The organism is Acidobacteriota bacterium, assembly GCA_019347945.1.
In the GTDB taxonomy this organism is placed as follows: domain Bacteria; phylum Acidobacteriota; class Thermoanaerobaculia; order Gp7-AA8; family JAHWKK01; genus JAHWKK01.
Genome location: JAHWKK010000002.1, coordinates 1 through 18,491, shown reverse-complemented (window position 1 = coordinate 18,491; position 18,491 = coordinate 1). Strand labels below are relative to the sequence as shown.

Sequence of the window (18,491 nt, the reverse complement as noted above, 5' to 3'; positions counted from 1 at the left end):
CGCATCACCCGGGTGCCGTTGTAGCTCAGTTGGTAGAGCAGCTGATTCGTAATCAGCAGGTCGCCGGTTCAAGTCCGGCCAACGGCTCCACCCTTTTCCTAAGCCTCCTCGTATTCGACTCATGTGGGAGGGACTCAGCCGCCCTCCGAGGGGCAAATAACGTTCGCAGAATCACGTCAGATTGCTGGAGGCCTACTTCCATCCATCAAGCGGGCGGAGGGAACGTTTGCGCTGACAGACGACGAATTCCCGGTTTGTTCGGACGCGCTCCGACACGTCTGAGTGTGACGCGATCGATCGACATCCTCCCGTTACTCCAACTCTACGCTTGTGATTTTAACGTCCAGGCGGTAGCCGTGCTCGCTTGGTATCGCAGTAAACAGGACCATCTCCTCAAAGTCTCGCGATTCGCCGTCCGGCACATCCAGGATCTCGAAGGAGTCCCGATCTACGGTCTCGCATATCATCTCCGGGGATCGCCGCCCGATATGCTGAACCGGCGCGGCATCGGGGCAGTGGTGCAGCGTTGCTTCGAGGTGGACGCGAGCGATGTTTTCATCGGACCGATTCTTTACGCGCCCCCAGAGGGTCGCCGACGGAGTTGTTGCCGAGGCCGTCCCACTCCATTCCGTGATCGTGATCCTTCCGGAGTCAACTATCGCCATTGCACGCGCTGCCTCTTCTGCCTCGCGAGCTTTGGTTCTTGATCGATGAACAGCATTACCTACGAGTGGTCCGACGAATATCACCACGGCGAGGACCGCCACCGCAATCCCAAGCCAGACCCGCCTCCCCCTCACAGATTTCCTGTCGCCCTAAGCATCATGTCGAGGCCTCGGGCGCTCCATACTTCCAGCGGATGAAGGAGCATTCCTGAATCATCGGGGTGCAAGCTCGCAGAGTTCGCTCTCGGTGCCATTGTACATTCGGCCTCAGCCAAACTCCCGAGCCCTGATATCCCTCCCGCCCGGCTCTTCGACTCCGGTGACCTGGTACCTCACTGAGCGCCGCGGACCCTGCCTTCGGCGATCATGGCTTTCGCGTTTGGAGCGGTGGCCGGGATGAGGGACTTGTTGTCGCACCGTGGGCAGCGTTTCTTCCACGCATCGACGACAGCCGCGTAGATCAGTCCCGGAAGAATCCCGAAGAGCAGCAGGAAGATCAGGACGAAGAGCTGAACGCACGAATACGATCGGGGGATCCCGAAGTAGCCGCATGCGGTGCAGACTACATACTTCGAGAGTTCCGCGTCAGTGAAGCGGGTTGCTTGGGTCATCGGTTTACCCCCTCAACCACTGATCTTCGAGAACGTCGTGACCTTGATTCCGCGCCGGACGATTCCACGGATCTCAAAATCATCCTCATTCGCATTTCTCAAACAGAATCCTGCTCGCCTCATCCTCAAAAAGCATGTAGTCCTCGATGTAAACCTCGATCTCAAGATCCTGAGTTTTGTTGTACAGCGTGACCATGCCGTACGTGTTGAACTCGCCGATGAGCTCGTCTTTTTTGTCGGGGACCGAAAGATCCCAGGACTCGATTACCGCATAATCAACTCCTTCAACCTCCACGATGAAAAAATCGCAGTTCTTCAGGGTTCGCACGACTTCACCGCGATCGGCGAATACGGGCACTGCAAAGAGAATGATGAGAACCGTCATAGCTGCGTATTGGCGTAGATGCTGGACGCCGGTAGTTCGCTGAATTCTCATCGGTGCCTCCTGATGATGTCGTTGAGTTGAGTGCTCGAAATCATACTCCCGAAGAGAGCTTGAGAAAAGGCGAAGGGGCATCCATCCGGGACGCCGGAAGGCTCTGCCCCTTCGCCCCGTGTCTTCAGATCGCTCCTCGTCGCATTCGGGGTCCGGTGCAGTCCACCCGGGGGGCAATCCCCTTGGTGCACTTTGCGTTTTATGTTGCCATGGGAGGTAATCCATTCGATGGGGAGCGCAGAGTCCTTGAGCGGTTAATCGCCGGCCATCCACTGCTCCATACCGCCGAACTTGAACACTTCGATGTCCCGGGGATAGACGGGGTCCTGGTCGCAGACGGCGGGAAGAGGGTGGGCTTGCAGCTCACGGAAATGTTCGCTGAAGGTACCACCAACAAGGGAGGTTCAACAGCGCGACGGGTCGAGTTAGAGTGGAGTGATATTGCTCCGCGGCTGGAGGTAAAACTGGCAAAAGTGACTCACCTGGATAGAACATCAATCAGCCTCCGATTTCGGATGTCTGGGGCTCATCTTGATCCCTTTGAACTCCCTCGAAAGAACGAGAGGGAGGCGTTCGTTTCGCAGCTATCCGGCTTCCTTGAGAGTTCGGTGGCGAAACTGGACCGGACGACATTATTTGGTCACGATCTGCTCCCGCAGCCTAACTCGCTGGTCGGGCGGTATATCCAAAATATTCACGTTGAATGGCGGCGCATAGAAGAGGATGCGCCACCTCTCCTTCGAGTGGTCGGATTGAACCAGTGGCTCCGGATGGGGCCGGATGTCATGAATGAGGTGTTTCAGCGGAAGGCCCCGAGTCTGAACTCGGCCGAAGGTGACAGGATACGATGCGATTACCGCCTCGAGGAGCTGTACCTAGTTATCGGGGGCGACTCATCGGGGCGTCGTCACACCAAGCAGACTGCAGACTACCCGTTTCTCTTACACTCTCTGACGTACATGTCCTTTCTCCTCGACCAGGTTGGAGTAGACGGTGTCATACTTTTTCACGGCGATCGCGGGCCAGTTTCAGTGTTTTGCGCGCTGTGCGTTCGAAATCACCAGACTCTACACAACTGGCGGGCGCGACAGCTGGACTTGCGTCCTATCCGCCATCGGTGCGCACGACTGAAGCTCCGGGGACCAACGCGACGCCCGAACACAGGAGAGCTGCTCTCAAATGTGACCGTAAATGACAGCGACGAAAACGAGTGGTCGATGAAAGAAACCCATGAGTGAGTCCGAGCGCACATTCCAGCAGGAGTTCACGGAGGTAACGTTGAACGCGATCCTCAGCTACATCGAGGATTTTCGCGGATACCTCGACGGCCGTGATCTGGACTGGGATGCGCCGGTTCGGGCTCGGCATCTCGCTTGGATGATGGAGTGGAAGGGCGACGAGGCACGGCCGGTGTACCGCTGGCTCGCGCTGCCCGGTCCGGAAACAGAGCGCGAGCTCCGCGCGGCGCTCGACGTCTGCGAGAGAGACGTCCGCTCGCGGTTCACAGATGGAGAAGACACATGAAGATCACCTTCGACGGTATGGACTCTTTCGATGACGCGATCAAGGAAGCCGTGACGGAGTCGATCGCTGATGCGGTCTCGGACTATCGATGCCCCGAGCACGGGGAGCGCGTTCGGGACATCAAGGTTTCGGGGAGCGAACTCGAATCACTACAGCTCACGGCGGAGATCTGCTGTGATCAAGCGACTGAAGAGGTGCTGGATCTGCTTGGCGCGGAAGACGACGACTGAGGGAGGAAGGAGCCGCCGATGGCACCGTTAGGTAAAACCACAGGAGTCATCTCGCCATGTACTGATGCTGGCACGTCGATTCGATACGGTCCATACTGTCCCTGAATGACCACCCGAAAACCACCACGTCTCTACATCCGATTCATCGGAGACGATGAGGAAGGAGACGTCCGCCTCGACGAGCTGGCGGACAGGCTGGAGAGGATTGTCAATGGGCTCCGGGAAATCGAGAGGAGCGTTCTACAGAAGAGAGGTCTCAACTACGTGGTGGTGGAGTTGGTCAACGAAAGCTCCGGGTTTGTGGTAGAGCCGAGGCCCATCAACCGAGATGTTCCAATGAATGCGGGTCGGCAGGTCGTCAGGACGTTTAAAAGGTCAATGGCTCACCTCGGTAAGGGGCGCTTTGACCAAGTGCCGAGCACATCTCTGGATACGCTCAGCAAGATCGTTCCGTCCACGGATGACCACATGCGTCGCATCGAGTTCAGGGTGGTGGGAGAGAAGCTGAAGCCGTTGGTGATGGATGAGAAGTATCAAAAGACCTTCTTCGACCTGTGGGCTCGCGAAACATCCTACGAATACGGTTCGGTAGAGGGCAGCCTTGAAGCGGTGAACCTTCACAAGGATCGCAAGTGCAGAATCTATCCGATCATCGGCCCGACGAGTATCGATTGCTCGTTTAAGGCTGAACAAATGGATCAGGTTCTACGGGCCCTGGCGGGCCGAAAATGGGTCCGGATATACGGAGAGCTGCGGTACAAGCCGCGATCGAACTTCGCCGATCACATCGCGGTCGATGAAATCGAGGAGCTGCCCGATGAAAAGGATCTTCCTAAACTGAGCGACCTCCGGAATATGTCGCCAGGGCTCACCGAGGGAAAGAACGTGCGAGATTACCTGGAGGAGCTGAGAGCTGAGGATGAGTAAGTCGCCAAAGATCTACTGGGATACCTGCGTGTTCATAGCATTGATCGACATGGAGAAGCGAAAGACCTCCGTCCTCGACGGCATCAACGCTTGCATCGATAGGGTCGAAGCTGGGGAGGCGACACTGGTCACATCGACCATCACCCGCATCGAGATAACCAAGACGAAGCTGGATCCTAAAAAAGAGAAGCGCTTCGTCGGACTATTGTCTCGCCGAAATGTCGTCGAGCGTAACGTAGACATCCGAGTCGCCGACATCGCGCGCGAGATCCGATACACCTACAGCGGCGAGAACGATGACCCGAAGATCAAGACTCCAGATGCAGTCCACGCCGCCACGGCAATAGCATCCGAGGTCGATTCCATGTGGACTCTCGACGGGGCGGGTGATCGCCTACGCCCCAGCGATCTTCTGAGCCTGAAAAGCCCGATCTGTGGGAAGTGGAATCTTCAAATCGAAGAGCCCTTCGAGGCTCAGGGAACTCTTTTCCGAGCTCTTCCATCAGGACAAGAGCCTGACGCCGACGAAGAAGAGTAGTTTTCTTCCAGATTTTCCATCTGGCAAAAGAAGAATTCGAAGGGGCAGAGCCTTCCATTCCGGACGGATGCCCCCTCGCGCACGTCTCAGATCGCTTCTTCGTCGAATTCCGGCTCCGGTGCAGTCCACCGGATCCGCGTCTCACTCACCGAGGAAACTCTCAGATACTTCTGCTTCGCTGCTGCCAACGCCTCTGCGAGAAACCAAGCGGGCAGATGGAGCTCATCCGTCATTTCCGAGTTGTCGCGGGACTTCCCGGCCCCGAAAGAGAAGCCGGGCCGGGAGTCTCGAGCGGTATCTCGATCGGTGAGGATCTCGCAGAGATAGCCGACAGTGAGGCCGGTTCGCCTGGTCACGACCCGGAGGAAATCAGATCGCTTCAGGAAGAGAAACCCGATGCTCTCCGGATCGATGGCTTCAGGTTCACTGACGTCCGGCTCGAATTCCTCGTTCTCCAGCGCGGCACGGAAGACCTTCCGCACTCCCTCGATTCCGCCGACCGTGTAGTTCTCGCAGACCGTCAAGACGTAGTTAAAAGGCATGAGCTCCTCGTCGCAGTCGGCAGACAGCAGGGCCCGGACGCGTGCCCGCGGGTTCATGAAGCCGTCTTCGTCTGCATCGCCGGTATCGGTCGGCTCGAACCAGTGAAGCTCACCGGGCGGCGTGATTTCGATCAGCCTGAATGCCAGGGAGAGCTTCTCGCTTTGCGTCAATTCTCGTTCGTCGTTCATCTTGTTTTCCTCCGGGCTTCGAACCCGTTCATGAAGTGGGACAGTTTGAGTAGAGAGAGGGGACCCGGTTTCAATTCCAAGGGTTGGGTACACCCCCACCCCCTCCGATTTTTTGGGAGCGCGGGCGAGCGCTGTCCCTGCTGCAACCAGCCGGGCGGGCCTCTCTCGTGCTCCTCGATGACGGCCGCTCTCGAGCCGTGCGTGGCCTCTGCCGCGTGACCGTGGCCGTCAGAACAGATCATTTGACAGCCAGTTTGACAGCCACCCCCGCGACTCGCAGCAATTCTCCGCGAGTGGAAGAGCGAACGAAAGGCCTGAGAAATGAGGCTTTCCGGCTTCCTGCGATTCTCGGCGACTTTCGTTAGATCGAATTCGTAATCAGCAGGTCGCCGGTTCAAGTCCGGCCAACGGCTCCACCCCTTCCTCAGTTCCGGTTCTGGAGCCGCGCCCACATGTCGACGGCAATGCGCCACACCCCGTCTTCGCCCCGCTCCCAGATGATGACGTAGGTTCCGCGGAACGGCGATGCCTGTCCTTCCCGGACCGTCTCCCCTTCGTAGTAGCCCCAGTCGTACGCGTGATCGCCGTCGACGACGATCTCGACCGGGGTCGCCTGATGACGAATCACGTCGGCCCCATCCGGAAGCGTCCAGAGCCGCCTCAGCGCCTCCGGACCCCGAACGAAGTCGCGGCCGCCGGGCGCCGCGACACCGTCCACGGTGTAGATCGCGACCAGCGCCGGGATGTTCTCCCGGGCATAAGCCTCGGAGAGCGCGCGGCTCTGCGCCTGGATCTCCTCGAGGTCGGAGGCCTGGGTAGGAGCTGAGGATGTGCAGCCGAGAAGGAGGGAAAGAGCGAGGAGGATGGCGGCATATCTCATGGAGGGATGGTAACGCAGGGGTCCGCGTCGAGATCCGGGATCGGGCGCTCGACCTTCTCGATCCCAGAGCCGAAAGCGGCACGTTGAGTCGATGAATGAGCTCTGGGTTTGCAACCCCTGATCCCTGATCCCTGATCCCTGGTCCCTGTTTCTATGGGAATTTGTTTGATTCGAGGGCTTTTATCGGGCACGGCGTAGATTCGAAAGGAGTATTGCAGCATGTCTGAGATGACCCTCGAAGTGGCCCGGCGCGAGAAGACCGGCTCCGGAGCCGCCAAAAAACTACGACGGGACGGGAAGATCCCGGCCGTCGTCTACGGTGGAGATCGCGATTCGATGGCGATCACCGTCGGCTCGCGCGAACTGACCGACCTCATCCGCAAGGGTGATCACGGCATCCGTTCGGTCTTCCTCCTCAAGCTGGCAGACAGCGATCAGACCCGTCACGCGATGATCCGTGATTTCCAGATGGATCCGATCAGCAGGCGTCCGACCCACATCGATTTCATTCGCGTCAACATGGACGAGAAGGTTCACGTGACGGTTCCGATCCACGTGACGGGAACGGCGAAGGGCGTGAAGCAGTTTGGCGGTATTCTCGACTTTCAGCTTCGGGAGCTCGAGGTCGAATGTCTTCCGGCCGACATCCCGGACGAGTTCGTCATCGACGTCACCGACATGGACATCAACGACGTCCGTCGCGTCTCCGACCTCGCCATTCCTCCGGGGGCTGAGCTCTACGACGTCGACGAGGATCGCGTCGTCGTCTCGGTTGCACCGAAGGCCATCGAAGAAGTCGAAGAGCCCGAGGAAGGGATCGAGGAGATCGCCGAACCGGAGCTCATCGGACGCGCGAAGGACGAGGCAGAAGAAAAAGAAGAAGAAGAGGACTGACATCCACACTCTCGAAAAGAACAGGCCCGCTGAAAGGCGGGCTTTTTCGTACCTGCTGGCGGCGACGCTGCTGCTGCCCGGCATCGCCGGATGTGGCGGGGACGAACAGACCTCCGAGCTCGGAGACAGCGGACCGCGAATCGTCCAGAGTGCTCCGCAGCAGAGGGGGGGCATCGAGATCGGCGATCGATTGCCTCAGTTCGAGGCCGTCACCCTCGCCGGCGGGCGATGGTCGGGCGACCTCGAAGGCAATGTGACCCTGATCAACATCTGGGCGACGTGGTGCACGCCCTGTCGCTACGAGATTCCCGATCTGATCGAGTTGAAGTCGGCCTGGGGACCGAAGGGCTTCGAAGTTCTCGGAGTCTCGGTCGACAACGCCGGAACCGCCCCGCAGATCCAGGAGTTCGTTCGCAACTTCGAGATCAATTACGCGGTGATCCACGATCCCGGCATGACGACCCTGGACGCGTTCAACACGACCGTGGTCCCGACGACCGTTCTGGTCGACCGCGACGGTAATGTCCGCTGGTATCACATCGGTCCGGTCTCGAGCGACGACCCGGAGCTGATCGACCTCCTGACGGAATTGCTCGGTCCCGCTTCCCCCTCGACGACTGTCTCTTTCTAGAGGCTGAGATCCCGGACTCTCTCGCCGAGCGGGACGACTACCCCCCGGCGCAACCCTCGCAAGCGCCCTCGCCGTGGTCACCATCATCGTTCTCCTTCTGATCATCGGGCTGTTCCTGCTCGTGACGATTCCGTACATCACGCGTGAGACCCGGGTCAGCAGTGTCGAGATCCTCGATGAAACGGATGAGCTTCCGGAGGTGGGCGGTGCGCTCTTTCTCCGCCACTTCGAAGTCCTCAGTGGCAGCCGGCTCTATGACGGCAACCGGGTCGAGATCCTCCTCAACGGAGACGGCACCTATGACCGGATGATCGACGAGCTCGGAACGGCGAAGAAGTCGATCTCCTGGCACGTCTTCTTTCATCGGCCCGGAGAGCTGTCCGATCGGGTCCGCGAGGCGCTCATCGAACGCGCGAAGGCCGGTGTGAAGGTGAACTTTCTTTACGATTACTTCGGGACGGATGGTTTGAGTGATGAGTACCTCGACGGGTTACGCGACGCCGGCGTTCATGTGAATGTTTTCCGGCCATTCCAATGGAACCTCCTCTACAAGATCGGTCAGCGTATGCACATCCGCGCGGTCGTCATCGATGGAGCGGTCGCGTACACGGGCGGTTTCGGGATCGACGACCGGTGGCTCGGCGACGGAAAGACCGAGGGATGCTGGCGGGATACGAACGTCCGGATCGAGGGGCCTGCGGTCGACCAGCTCCAGGGGGCGTTCATTGCGAACTGGGCGGAATCGAGCGCGAAGCTGCTGATGGGCGAAGTTCTGTTCGGCGAGATCGAGGATGATGCAGAGGCGCGGGCGGGAGATGTACGCGCCGGAATCATGCACACCGATCCGTCGATCGGCAGCACGAACGCCGAACGGTTTTTCGTTCTCTCGATCGCCGCGGCGAAAAGCTCGATCTGCATCACCACCCCGTACTTCGTTCCGGATGACGACTTTCGCACGCTGATGATGGAAGCCGCGAAGCGTGGCGTCGACGTCCGGATCCTCGACCCCGGCTGGAACACCGATCAGAGGCCGGCGTACTTCGCCGGGCGCGCCCATCTCGAGGAGCTCATGGAAGCCGGAATCCGGATCTTCGAGTACGAGCCGACGATGGTCCACGCGAAGACGATGGTGGTCGACGGCAAGTGGGGCTACGTCGGTACGATCAATTTCGACAATCGGTCGATGATGCTCAACGACGAGGTCGCGATGGTCTTTTCGTCGAGCGAGATCGGAGGCCAGCTCGTCAGGATCTTCGAAGACGATCTGACGCGTGCGCATGAGGTCGACCTCGAGGAATTCCGGGCGCGCCCGTTGTGGCAGAAAGCGACCGAACAGCTCTCACGAACCGTCTCACACATTCTGTAACAGTCGAGGTTCACACACACGCCGACGAGAATCCGGGATCTGTCGCCCCTCCAACCACGCCCTCTCTGTCACGATTCTGTTACAGATCACTTCTAGCAGGTATGAAAATCATGGTGGCTGACTCTCCTGATACGAGATCGAACCTAAGGGAGAAACTGTGAAAAATCTTCATATCGCCTGTATTTTTCTGTTCAGCGCTACGGCTGTTTCCGCCATTCCATCGAAAGTGATCCGGCATCCTGCTACGGGTGTTCAAGGGGAGTACATGGTCGTTCTAGACTCCGCCATACCTTCAGAAGCGGTGGAAGGTGTTGCGCTTCTCTCACAGAATCTTACGCTCTGGATCTCGTCGATGTCTGGCGATACTCGCTTCGTGGATTTCTAACAAGGGGATCGGACACGAATATCGATGCGATGGCGGCCGATCCACGAATCCGCTTCGTCGAGCAAAACTTCACGACCGAAACTCCGCAGCCGCAGATCTCAGGGACCCAATGGACATGGTTCAATGGTGAATACCTGTGGCACCTCGACCGAGTGGATGAGGTTTCATGGGAGGATCGCGACAGCAAGCACAATATGTGCACCGAGGGGCGCAGCGTCTACGCATACGTCATTGACACAGGAGTCCAAAGCGATCACCCCCAGTTCGAGGACCCCTCCCGTGTCGTTCACTCGGTCGATTTCTCTGAGGACCGGACGGATAAGTCCAAGCCTTTTACAGCGGATGTGACCAACGGATGCACCGCGCCAGGCTATGAGCAGCCGCACCTGTGGCATGGCACCGCGGTCGCGTCCGTCCTCGCGGGAACCCAGGTCGGTGTTGCAAAGCCACAGGTCGTTTCATTGAAGATTGCACAGTGTTTGAACGGTCAAGCCCTCACGGCGGATCTCATCGACGCGACCGATTGGATCGCGGATCCGAACAGCAATCCATACATATCCCTGCCGGGAGTGGTGAACCACAGCGGATTCGTCCCTGACTGGAAAGATGAGATCGAAGGCGGTGGTTCACAACCATCGGCATACAGCGTGGCTGTCGAGGGATTGGTGAACGCCACGAACAAGCCGTTCTTTACCTCGGCTGACAACTTCACTGCCGATGCATGCCTCTTCGCCCCTAACGACCGTGCCCGGACGAGCCTTCGTTCGGGATACGTTTTTGTTGTGGGAGGTACGAGCGTATCGACATCCTCGACGGATCCGAAGGATTACCGGTTTCAGTTCTGGGAAGATTCGTCCACCATCGACGTCGGCCATGACAGCGGCTCCAATTCGGGTGCGTGCGTCAGCATCTATGCGCCCGCGACCAGTATCTATGCGGCGCGCCATTCTCTCTACAGAGACGTTGATGAAAATCTGACGCTGTACGATCGCGCGACCGGAACCTCCTTTGCGTCGCCGATTGTGGCCGGTATTGCAGCACGCTACATGGAACGGCAGAAGAGCGAGACGGGCAGCACGCCCGGTAGCGAAGCCGTATACTCATGGTTGCTCGCAAATGCCTCGGCCGAGATCTACCTGACGACCACGGACGATTACTGGTTCTGCCTCGATGTTGATCCGAATAATAGCCTACGTGATCAAACCTGGCTTTCCAGCCCGCCAGCGCAGTGCCCCAGTGGAACCTTGGGATACGACACGCAGCAGCAAACCTGGGGTGCCGGCTATCCGCCGTACAAGTTCAACGTGGTGGGGAACGCCTCCGGAGCGCGAATGGTTTACTGGAATGAAGCTGCCGGCTCACCGACCGGCGAATGCGAGTAGAGAGGAGAGCTGATCATGAATGTACGATTCCCAGTCTGCCTGACGATACTCATCCTCGCCTCTTCAGGCATTTCAGTATCTGCCCTGGAGCCTGAAGGGAATGACGTCGATGGGGATGGTCGGGTGACCGTACTCGTTCCGGTGGCTCTCACGAGGCACGATCAGGCCGCCGGCGCGTACGGGAGTCTCTGGGCTACCCAAACGTGGATCCATAACGGCACCGGCCTCGACATCCATTTCCTGCAGGTGCCAGTCGACTGTTTCCTTTCGTGTGCACCGCTCTATCCCACGGGCTATTTTGGTCGTGTGGGTGAGGTCGGCGGTTCTCCCACACCCGACCAAGGGGAGCTCCTCTATCTTCCGGAGGTCGACGACCTCATCCACCTCAATCTGCGCCTGTTCGAGTTGTCGCGCCATGCCCAGCCGGCCGGCGTCGAGATTCCGGTGATCCGGGAAAAAGACTTCCTCACTCGCGAGGCGGTGCTTCTGGCCGTTCCGGTGGGGGAGGAACTTCGCTCGACGCTTCGCGTGTTCGACCCGGTCCTGATCCGCGGCAGCGCCGTGAAGGTGGAGCTGCTCGACCCGGAAGGTCATCTGGTGGCGACCACCACGCTTCGACCCGGAGATCACCCGGCGGTTCCCGAGGTTAAGGGATCAGGCTTTTACCGCTATCCCGGGTACGACGCGATCTACAACATCACCGACATCTTCCCGGAGCTCCGCCAGTTCGACCATTTCCACGTCCGACTGACTTCACTGACGCCAGGGCTCGGATACTGGGGATTTGTGAGTGTGACCGACAATGAGACCCAGCATGTTCTTCTGATCACACCGGACTGAATGAACATTCATGACGCGTGTGAGTTCGACCTCGATGAGTTCCGCTCGCGCCCGCTGTGGCTCAGAAAGCGACCGAACAGCTCGCCCGAACCATCTCGCACATTCTCTGACCGCAGGGTTCAACGCGCGTCGACGAGATTTCGGAATCTGTCGCCCCTCCGGGGCAGGAAAATGGTTCGCCAGTTGACCCGGGGTTCCGACATCGCGCTTGAATTCTCTTGCCCACGGGGGAACAGGGATGCGGAACATCTTCATGGTTTTCGTGCGACGCGGCCTGCGCCCTAACGTTTGAGCTGAGCTGCCAGCGCACGCCTCAGCGATGTTCAAAGATTGAGTAGCGGTCGAGCGTGCGGTGGTTGGCTCGAGCGATTCAGTCAGGACGCCGCCTGATGACGGCAGCGGAATCCCGGGCTTGATGAATGACCGCGAGGATTCGGACCTCGTGCGGGAGCACATGGTAAATCAGCCGGTAGTTTTGGACGAAGAGCTCGCGAACCGACGCTCGCCAAGCTCGGGCACCTCCCGACCACGATCGGCAAAGTGGTTCAGCGATCTCGCCGCGTCTCTGGTCTCGCGAACGAATGAGGCAGCATAGTACTTCGAGTCTCGCGCGATGTGATCCGCAGCCTCTGTCAGATCCTGCCAGGCGGGAGTGGTCCACCTTACTCTGCGAGCCACTTCTCCATCCGGCGCTCGACTTCTTCCTGATTGATGAGATCGCCACGCTCTGCCGCTTGCAAACCTCGTTCGATCTTCTGCCTGACGTAGATGTGATACTGGATGTCTTCGTACGAGCTGTCGTCGGAGAGCTCATCCAACATCCGCCGAACTTCTTCCTTCGGTTTTCCCATGGCTGGATTTTACCTCGGCTGCGGGACGCGCCCTAACGGATCGGCGCTTCAGCTGCGCTGCCCGCGACGCGACATTGTACCGCGCTCGGGACCTTGCAACGCGCGGGCAGCGGGACGCCAGCCGACCCGCCGACCCGGGCCGCGCCCCGAACGCATCCCGCACGTCTCCCGAACCCTCTCACACATCCTGTAGAGTCGAACCACACGCACGCCGGCGAGACTCCGGGAGATCTGTCGCCCCTCCGGAGCTGGCTAACCTAGGGCCCCTACTCGGGTTCCGCCGCTTCGGGAGACCGGCGTGTCGCTGCCTGATCTTCCCGCGCCCGTGAACGCGCCCGTGCCCGGCTTTCTTCACCCCGCTCTACCTTCTCTCAGCCCTCCGAGGCTGGAAGCAGGCCGTGAATCTATGATTCTCGCAGTGCAACCGAGATCGGCATCCGGGCGGCGCGGATCGCGGGAAAGAGCCCGCCGATCATCCCGATGAGCGCGGCATAGACGATCCCCTGGACGAGCAGATCTGGGGTCACCCGGAAAGCGAATGCGACCTGGCTGAAGCTCTGCCAGTTCAGCGTCGACGTCTGGAAGCCATCGAAAGCAACCCAGGCGGCAACCGCTCCGAGTACGCCTCCGATCAATGCCAGGAGAAGCGACTCGATGATGATCGAAATGACGACCGGACTTTCCGAAAAGCCGAGCGCCTTCAGGGTCCCGATCTCGCGCGCACGCGATGCGACGGCCGTATACATCGTGTTGAGCGCTCCGAAAACCGCAGCAATCGCCATGAGCACCGAGATCAGAGTCCCGAGGACCGCGATGAGGCGGGTGAGGAGGCGGGACTGGTTGGCGTAGTAGTCGGTCTCGCGCTCGACCTTGACATTGACCCTGGGATCCGCGGTCAGCGTGTCCTTGAACTCCTGGAAGACACCCGGCGAAGCGAGCTTCGCGACGACGATCTGATAGGTGGATCCCCGGCGGTACGCGGGCTGGACGACCGCCGCATCGGCCCAGATCTCCGACTCCGTGAGTCCTCCTTCAGCCTCGAAGAGACCGACGACCTCCCATTCGTTCTGGCCGAATGTCAGCTGGTTGCCGAGCTCGAGTCCGGAGAACTGCAGGCTTGCCGCGCGCCCGACGATCACTTCGTTGCGTCCCCACTGAAACATCCGACCCTCGACGATCTCGAGCTCCGGACGAACGAGAAATGCCGGCTTCTCGACGCCGCGCATCGGCACGTTGGCGTCCGTACCGGTCGAGCGTTTCGGAAGATTCACGATGACGAAGAGCTCGGGAGAAGCGAGAATCACCCCTTCTTCGGTCGCAATACCGGGAGCGTCGGCCACGATCCGCGTCTCGTCCCGTGTCAGAGCGCTGGTGAGCTCGCTGTCCGATCCCGACCGGAGAATCAGCGCGGTGTCCGGAGAGCCGGTCCCGGTCATCGCGGCCTCGAAACCTCTCGCGATCGACAACACTCCGATAAGAACGGCGACGACACCGGCTATGCCGATGATCGCGGAGAATGCGCTCCCTTTTCGCGCCGGCAACGTCTTCAGATTGAAGCGGATCAGCGACCATATCTGTGCGAGCCAGCTCGTCATCAATCCCTCCGGAGGGCCTCGACCGTATTGAGGCGCATCGCCTGAATCGCGGGAAGGAGTCCCGCTACGATTCCGAGGAGGAGCACGAAGGCCGCTCCGAGTACGAGATCGCGAATCGGAAAATAAAAAAGCGGGAGCGCTCCGCCGGTCGGGTCCCCCTGAGCGATCAGTACCCAGGCGAGGCCCAGCCCGATCGCGCCTCCGATGATCGCGATGATCGTCGACTCGATCAGGACGAGTGCCAGCACCGCGGCGTCGGAGAACCCGAGCGCTTTGAGCACCCCGAGCTCCCGGGTCCGCTCCCGGACCGCCTGCGCCATCGTGTTCCCGGCGACGAGAAGAATCGTGAAGAAGACCGCCGAGAGGATTGCGGTCACGATCGCGCCGATGTTCCCGACCTGATCGGCAAAAGCCTGGATGAACGCTCCCTCGGTTTCGGTCTTCGTCTCGGCAGGCGAGTTCGCGAATGTTTCGTCGACCGTTCTGGCGAGCTCCACCGAGCGGTCGGGGTCGTCGACTTTGATCACGTACCAGCCGACCTGACCGCCCGTGTATGAGTTCTCCTCGAGGTAATCCTGCCGGAAGAAGAACTGCGAGTCGTCGGCCCCTTTTTCGGCAGCTTCGTAGATGCCGACGATCTCGAATGTCCACGTCTGGGTTCCGTCTCTCGGTTGCCAGATCGTCGCCTGAATCGGAACCCGATCGCCTACTTTGAAGCCGTAGCGTTCGGCGGTCTGTTTCCCGACGACCGCGCCCGTTCGTGTCGCATTGAATCGCGCCAGCGATTCTTCATCGATCACGTATTCCGGATAGATGTCCCACACTTCATCGGGGTCGGTGGCGATCTGAGCGAAGAAGTTTTTCGGATCCTGATAGATTCCGCCGAACCACGTGAACGCGGTGGCGTTCGCCACTCCGTCGATGCTCTCGATGTCCTGCTCGTAGCTTTCCGGCAGCAGCTGGATGATCGATACCTTGTGCCGAACGACGAGACGGTCCTCGCCGGCGATGTCGATCCCCATCGAGAATGCCTTCGTGATCGCGGAGAGGTAACCGAACAGGAGGAACGCGACCAGGACCGAGAGGATTGTCAGGATCGTTCGCAACCGGTGTCTTCTGAAGTTTGCGAGAACGACGGGTAGAAACTTCATGCGGCCATTTCCGCCGAGAGTTTCCCGTCGAGCAGGTGCAGGGTTCTTGAGGCGCGGGCTGCCGCGTGGGGGTCGTGGGTGACCATGACGATCGTCTTCCCGTGCTCGCGGTTGAGCGCCTGAAGGAGATCGAGGATGCCGTCTCCGCTTTTTCGATCGAGGTCGCCGGTCGGCTCGTCCGCGAGGACCAGGGTCGGGTCCGTCACGATCGCTCTCGCAATGCCGACCCGCTGCTGCTCTCCGCCGGAAAGGGTTCGCGGCGTGTGATGCATCCGGTGGCCGAGCTCGACGAGATTGAGCGCGTTCTCCACCTGCTTCCGTCGCTTTGCGCGCGACAGGGAAGTGAGGAGCAGGGGGAGCTCGACATTTCGCGCGGCGGAGACGACCGGCAGGAGATTGTAGAACTGGAAGATCAGACCGACGTGGCGCGAGCGCCATCGTGCGAGCTGCCGGCTCGACATCCGATCGATCCGCTGGCCACCGACCTCGATCGATCCTCCGCTCGGACGGTCGAGTCCGGCCAGAAGGTTGAGCAGCGTGCTCTTTCCCGACCCGGAGGGACCCATGAGCGCGAGAAACTCCCCCTCTGCGATGCCGAGGTCCAGACTCGAGAGCACGTGGATCTCTTCCGATCCGCGCCTGAATACCTTCTCGACGCCATTCATCGTGACAATCTCATTTCGATCCGTCATCGCTCCTCTCCTTCCCGAACCTCGACTTCCATTCCGTCCTCGAGCGCTTCCTCCGAGCTCGTCACGACTCGTTCCCCGGGCGATACGCCCGCACGAACCAGGACCCGCTCGTTCTGCCGCGACGCCACATTGACCGCCCGGCGCTCGACCCTTCCGTCACGGACGACGAAAACGATGTCGCTCTCACCATCGCGTCGAACCGCTTCTCCCGGGAGAGACGTCAGACTCGAAAGTGTCGACGCCACGTCTTCTTCCGCGATGAACCGGACCTTCACTCCCATGTCGGGAAGAATTCTCGCGTCCTCGACGTCGAGTGCGATCCGCACCCGCACCGTCGCCTTCTGCCGGTCCGCCGTTGGAATGACTGCGATGACGTGCCCCGGAATCTCCCAGTCGGGATACGCGTCGAGAACCGCCACGACGCGCTGGTCCGCCGTGACGCGATTGATGTAGGCCTCGTTCACGTCGACCTCGATCTCGAGCGAGCTCATGTCGACGATCGTGCAGATGCCGGTGCGGGTGAAACTCCCGCCAGCGGACATCGGCGAGATCATCTCGCCTTCCTGAGCGTTCTTGGAAACGACGACGCCGCCGAAAGGTGCACGGATGATCGTGTCGTCGAGATCCCGCTCGCGCAGGGCGACCTGCCGGAGGGCGACCGACAGATCGTCGCGCTGCGTTTCGAGCCGGGCCTGGAGAGCCCGGAGCGTGGTGCGGGCGCGATCGAGATCCTGCTGGCTCGCGACTCGTTCCCGAGCCAGCCGCTCCGCCCGCTCGAGATCGAGCCGGGCCTCCTCGATCCGAACCTCGGTTTCCCTCAGCGCGCTCTCGGTCGCTCGGGCCTGAGCCTGCGCGAGCCGGAGCGCCGCCTCTGGTGTGGCCGGATCGATCCTCGCGAGGATCTCCCCTTCCTCGACGACCATTCCTTCCTCGACGAGAACCGCCGTCACCCGCCCGGTGACCTTCGAGGAAACCGTGGCCGCCCGTCGGGCAGTGACATAACCGTTGGCGTTGAGAACAGTTGCCGCGTCCGCCGAACCTCCGACATTGAGCGCCACCGCTTCCTCGACCGTCACCTCGGGTGCCTGGTTCCGGGCGGCGAACCCCCAGACGGCGGCCAGAAGGATCACAGTGAGGACCCCCGCGGCCACCCAGCGGCCGGCAGGCGAACGGGGCTCCTCATCGCCACGGTCGATCCTGAGGTCGTCCAGCGCCTTCTTATCGATTGCCATTCCACGTCCCGTCCATCGTTCGAGCTCCGCGATTCGATCTGCATCTTAAACGAAGCGCCGGGTCGCGCCGTTTCATGCTCGCGCGATCTCCAGCATCGCCGGAAGGGCGAGGCTCCTGCCGAGCCGCACCGTCACGAGCTTGCGTGACTGGTACCGAAGGAAGCTCAGATCCAGATGAAAACGTCTTCGCGGGCTGTTGCTCATATCGAAAACCCGAGAGAAGCGGTTAAGGTCGCGCCAGCCTCTTCAACCGCGATTTACGAGTTTCCCCGGACACGATCGACGCCTTCACAACTCGTCATCCTGAGCCGCCGAAGGACGGCGAAGGATCTGGGCGCGGGCTCATGAATGATTCCCCCCGCTCGCCATGACGATGATTCGCGAGCCACCCCCAGAGACGATGAGTAGGCCGGTCCCCTCGAACGATGTCACGATTTGATCGTGCATCCCACGTTAGACGGGCTCGAAGCCCAGAAGAGGAGACCAGCCGTGAACCATATTGCCATTGATATCCATGATCAGTACAGCCAGATCTGCGTAATGACCCAGGAACGAGAAGTGATCGTCGAGGCGAAGATCCCGACTACTCCAGCAGCGTTGGGGGATTTCTTCCGGCACCGGGAGAGAAGCCGGGTGGTGCTGGAAGCGGGCCCTCATGCGAGCTGGATCGCGCCGCTTCTCGAAGAGCTTGATCATGAGCCGGTGGTCTGCCATCCACAGCGAGTACGTTTGATCGCAGAGAGCCGGAACAAGAACGATCGCGTCGATGCGGAGCTGCTCGCACGCATGTCGCTTTCCGATCTGGAGCTGATCAAACCGATTCACCCGCGATCGCCGTCGACGCTCGAGCAGCGATCGTTGCTCCATTCACGAGCTGCGCTGGTCGAGACGCAGACCCGGCTTCGGGTCATGCTTCGAGGATTGGTCAAG

At 60.1% G+C, this 18,491-nt stretch carries 22 protein-coding genes, 1 tRNA gene and 1 pseudogene; 13 read left to right on the top strand and 11 right to left on the bottom strand.

The features are described 5' to 3' along the window. Window positions 1–14 precede the first annotated feature (14 nt). Window positions 15–90: transfer RNA gene (locus KY459_01540), tRNA-Thr, on the top strand. Between the two features lie 221 nt (window positions 91–311). Here the strand turns inward: KY459_01540 and KY459_01535 are convergent. From KY459_01535 to KY459_01525, 3 genes are all read right to left on the bottom strand, one after another. Next, on the bottom strand, window positions 312–665 hold the full coding sequence (locus tag KY459_01535; GenBank protein ID MBW3563391.1) for a hypothetical protein: 354 nt from the start codon (window positions 663–665) through the stop codon (window positions 312–314). A 332-nt stretch (window positions 666–997) separates the two neighbouring features. Continuing rightward, on the bottom strand, window positions 998–1,276 hold the full coding sequence (locus tag KY459_01530) for a hypothetical protein (protein ID MBW3563390.1): 279 nt from the start codon (window positions 1,274–1,276) through the stop codon (window positions 998–1,000). A gap of 85 nt (window positions 1,277–1,361) precedes the next feature. Beyond that, on the bottom strand, window positions 1,362–1,661 hold the full coding sequence (locus KY459_01525; protein ID MBW3563389.1) for a hypothetical protein: 300 nt from the start codon (window positions 1,659–1,661) through the stop codon (window positions 1,362–1,364). Between the two features lie 206 nt (window positions 1,662–1,867). On the opposite strand from KY459_01525, the gene KY459_01520 reads away from it, so the two are divergent. From KY459_01520 to KY459_01500, 5 genes are all read left to right on the top strand, one after another. Further along, on the top strand, window positions 1,868–2,950 hold the full coding sequence (locus KY459_01520; protein MBW3563388.1) for a hypothetical protein: 1,083 nt from the start codon (window positions 1,868–1,870) through the stop codon (window positions 2,948–2,950). Further along, window positions 2,943–3,236 carry a hypothetical protein gene (locus KY459_01515; GenBank protein MBW3563387.1) on the top strand — a complete coding sequence of 98 codons (294 nt, stop codon included), beginning with the start codon at window positions 2,943–2,945 and terminating at the stop codon, window positions 3,234–3,236. The genes KY459_01520 and KY459_01515 overlap by 8 nt, the downstream gene beginning before the upstream one ends. Beyond that, complete coding sequence (locus KY459_01510) at window positions 3,233–3,466, top strand: hypothetical protein (protein MBW3563386.1); 234 nt, start codon at window positions 3,233–3,235, stop codon at window positions 3,464–3,466. Before KY459_01515 ends, KY459_01510 begins: the two co-directional genes overlap by 4 nt. A gap of 105 nt (window positions 3,467–3,571) precedes the next feature. Continuing rightward, window positions 3,572–4,393 carry a hypothetical protein gene (locus tag KY459_01505; protein ID MBW3563385.1) on the top strand — a complete coding sequence of 274 codons (822 nt, stop codon included), beginning with the start codon at window positions 3,572–3,574 and terminating at the stop codon, window positions 4,391–4,393. Beyond that, window positions 4,386–4,931, top strand: coding sequence for a PIN domain-containing protein (locus tag KY459_01500; GenBank protein ID MBW3563384.1), 546 nt, complete (start codon window positions 4,386–4,388; stop codon window positions 4,929–4,931). The genes KY459_01505 and KY459_01500 overlap by 8 nt, the downstream gene beginning before the upstream one ends. Before the next feature lie 86 nt (window positions 4,932–5,017). On the opposite strand, the gene KY459_01495 is transcribed toward KY459_01500, so the two are convergent. After that, window positions 5,018–5,662 (bottom strand): hypothetical protein, encoded by a 645-nt coding sequence (locus KY459_01495; protein MBW3563383.1) that lies wholly within the window; start codon window positions 5,660–5,662, stop codon window positions 5,018–5,020. A gap of 424 nt (window positions 5,663–6,086) precedes the next feature. Next, entirely contained in the window at window positions 6,087–6,542 is a 456-nt protein-coding gene (locus KY459_01490) for a DUF4440 domain-containing protein (GenBank protein MBW3563382.1), read from the bottom strand. Window positions 6,543–6,761: 219 nt separating this feature from the next. On the opposite strand from KY459_01490, the gene KY459_01485 reads away from it, so the two are divergent. From KY459_01485 to KY459_01460, 6 genes are all read left to right on the top strand, one after another. After that, window positions 6,762–7,436, top strand: a complete 675-nt coding sequence (locus tag KY459_01485) for a 50S ribosomal protein L25 (protein MBW3563381.1) — start codon at window positions 6,762–6,764, stop codon at window positions 7,434–7,436. 190 nt (window positions 7,437–7,626) lie between these two features. After that, window positions 7,627–8,067: a TlpA family protein disulfide reductase gene (locus KY459_01480; GenBank protein MBW3563380.1), complete on the top strand. Its 441-nt coding sequence runs from the start codon at window positions 7,627–7,629 to the stop codon at window positions 8,065–8,067. 73 nt (window positions 8,068–8,140) lie between these two features. Continuing rightward, window positions 8,141–9,433 (top strand): cardiolipin synthase, encoded by a 1,293-nt coding sequence (cls, locus tag KY459_01475; protein MBW3563379.1) that lies wholly within the window; start codon window positions 8,141–8,143, stop codon window positions 9,431–9,433. Window positions 9,434–9,590: 157 nt separating this feature from the next. Further along, a complete protein-coding gene (locus tag KY459_01470; GenBank protein MBW3563378.1) occupies window positions 9,591–9,818 on the top strand; it encodes a hypothetical protein in 228 nt (75 codons plus the stop codon). Window positions 9,819–9,847: 29 nt separating this feature from the next. Next, complete coding sequence (locus KY459_01465; protein MBW3563377.1) at window positions 9,848–11,200, top strand: S8 family serine peptidase; 1,353 nt, start codon at window positions 9,848–9,850, stop codon at window positions 11,198–11,200. Window positions 11,201–11,215: 15 nt separating this feature from the next. After that, entirely contained in the window at window positions 11,216–12,040 is an 825-nt protein-coding gene (locus KY459_01460) for a hypothetical protein (protein ID MBW3563376.1), read from the top strand. 370 nt (window positions 12,041–12,410) lie between these two features. Here KY459_01460 and KY459_01455 read toward each other — a convergent pair. The 6 genes and pseudogenes from KY459_01455 to KY459_01430 form a co-directional block, all read right to left on the bottom strand. Next, window positions 12,411–12,676, bottom strand: a pseudogene (locus KY459_01455) (type II toxin-antitoxin system RelE/ParE family toxin). A gap of 26 nt (window positions 12,677–12,702) precedes the next feature. Continuing rightward, on the bottom strand, window positions 12,703–12,891 hold the full coding sequence (locus KY459_01450) for a hypothetical protein (protein MBW3563375.1): 189 nt from the start codon (window positions 12,889–12,891) through the stop codon (window positions 12,703–12,705). Between the two features lie 404 nt (window positions 12,892–13,295). Next, on the bottom strand, window positions 13,296–14,486 hold the full coding sequence (locus KY459_01445) for an ABC transporter permease (protein ID MBW3563374.1): 1,191 nt from the start codon (window positions 14,484–14,486) through the stop codon (window positions 13,296–13,298). Then, entirely contained in the window at window positions 14,486–15,637 is a 1,152-nt protein-coding gene (locus KY459_01440) for an FtsX-like permease family protein (protein MBW3563373.1), read from the bottom strand. The genes KY459_01445 and KY459_01440 overlap by 1 nt, the downstream gene beginning before the upstream one ends. Next, window positions 15,634–16,302, bottom strand: coding sequence for an ABC transporter ATP-binding protein (locus KY459_01435; protein MBW3563372.1), 669 nt, complete (start codon window positions 16,300–16,302; stop codon window positions 15,634–15,636). The genes KY459_01440 and KY459_01435 overlap by 4 nt, the downstream gene beginning before the upstream one ends. Window positions 16,303–16,325: 23 nt before the next feature. Then, on the bottom strand, window positions 16,326–17,561 hold the full coding sequence (locus tag KY459_01430; GenBank protein MBW3563371.1) for an efflux RND transporter periplasmic adaptor subunit: 1,236 nt from the start codon (window positions 17,559–17,561) through the stop codon (window positions 16,326–16,328). Window positions 17,562–18,050: 489 nt separating this feature from the next. Between KY459_01430 and KY459_01425 the strand changes: the two genes are divergently transcribed. Then, the coding region (locus tag KY459_01425; protein MBW3563370.1) for a transposase at window positions 18,051–18,491 on the top strand (441 nt) is incomplete at its 3' end.

Coding starts and splice junctions, on each gene's coding strand:
- KY459_01535 (MBW3563391.1), bottom strand. CDS start 665: ATGGCGATAGTTGACTCCGGAAGGATCACGATCACGGAATGGAGTGGG.
- KY459_01530 (MBW3563390.1), bottom strand. CDS start 1,276: ATGACCCAAGCAACCCGCTTCACTGACGCGGAACTCTCGAAGTATGTA.
- KY459_01525 (MBW3563389.1), bottom strand. CDS start 1,661: ATGACGGTTCTCATCATTCTCTTTGCAGTGCCCGTATTCGCCGATCGC.
- KY459_01515 (MBW3563387.1), top strand. CDS start 2,943: ATGAGTGAGTCCGAGCGCACATTCCAGCAGGAGTTCACGGAGGTAACG.
- KY459_01510 (MBW3563386.1), top strand. CDS start 3,233: ATGAAGATCACCTTCGACGGTATGGACTCTTTCGATGACGCGATCAAG.
- KY459_01505 (MBW3563385.1), top strand. CDS start 3,572: ATGACCACCCGAAAACCACCACGTCTCTACATCCGATTCATCGGAGAC.
- KY459_01500 (MBW3563384.1), top strand. CDS start 4,386: ATGAGTAAGTCGCCAAAGATCTACTGGGATACCTGCGTGTTCATAGCA.
- KY459_01495 (MBW3563383.1), bottom strand. CDS start 5,662: ATGAACGACGAACGAGAATTGACGCAAAGCGAGAAGCTCTCCCTGGCA.
- KY459_01490 (MBW3563382.1), bottom strand. CDS start 6,542: ATGAGATATGCCGCCATCCTCCTCGCTCTTTCCCTCCTTCTCGGCTGC.
- KY459_01485 (MBW3563381.1), top strand. CDS start 6,762: ATGTCTGAGATGACCCTCGAAGTGGCCCGGCGCGAGAAGACCGGCTCC.
- KY459_01465 (MBW3563377.1), top strand. CDS start 9,848: ATGGCGGCCGATCCACGAATCCGCTTCGTCGAGCAAAACTTCACGACC.
- KY459_01460 (MBW3563376.1), top strand. CDS start 11,216: ATGAATGTACGATTCCCAGTCTGCCTGACGATACTCATCCTCGCCTCT.
- KY459_01450 (MBW3563375.1), bottom strand. CDS start 12,891: ATGGGAAAACCGAAGGAAGAAGTTCGGCGGATGTTGGATGAGCTCTCC.
- KY459_01445 (MBW3563374.1), bottom strand. CDS start 14,486: ATGACGAGCTGGCTCGCACAGATATGGTCGCTGATCCGCTTCAATCTG.
- KY459_01440 (MBW3563373.1), bottom strand. CDS start 15,637: ATGAAGTTTCTACCCGTCGTTCTCGCAAACTTCAGAAGACACCGGTTG.
- KY459_01435 (MBW3563372.1), bottom strand. CDS start 16,302: ATGAATGGCGTCGAGAAGGTATTCAGGCGCGGATCGGAAGAGATCCAC.
- KY459_01430 (MBW3563371.1), bottom strand. CDS start 17,561: ATGGCAATCGATAAGAAGGCGCTGGACGACCTCAGGATCGACCGTGGC.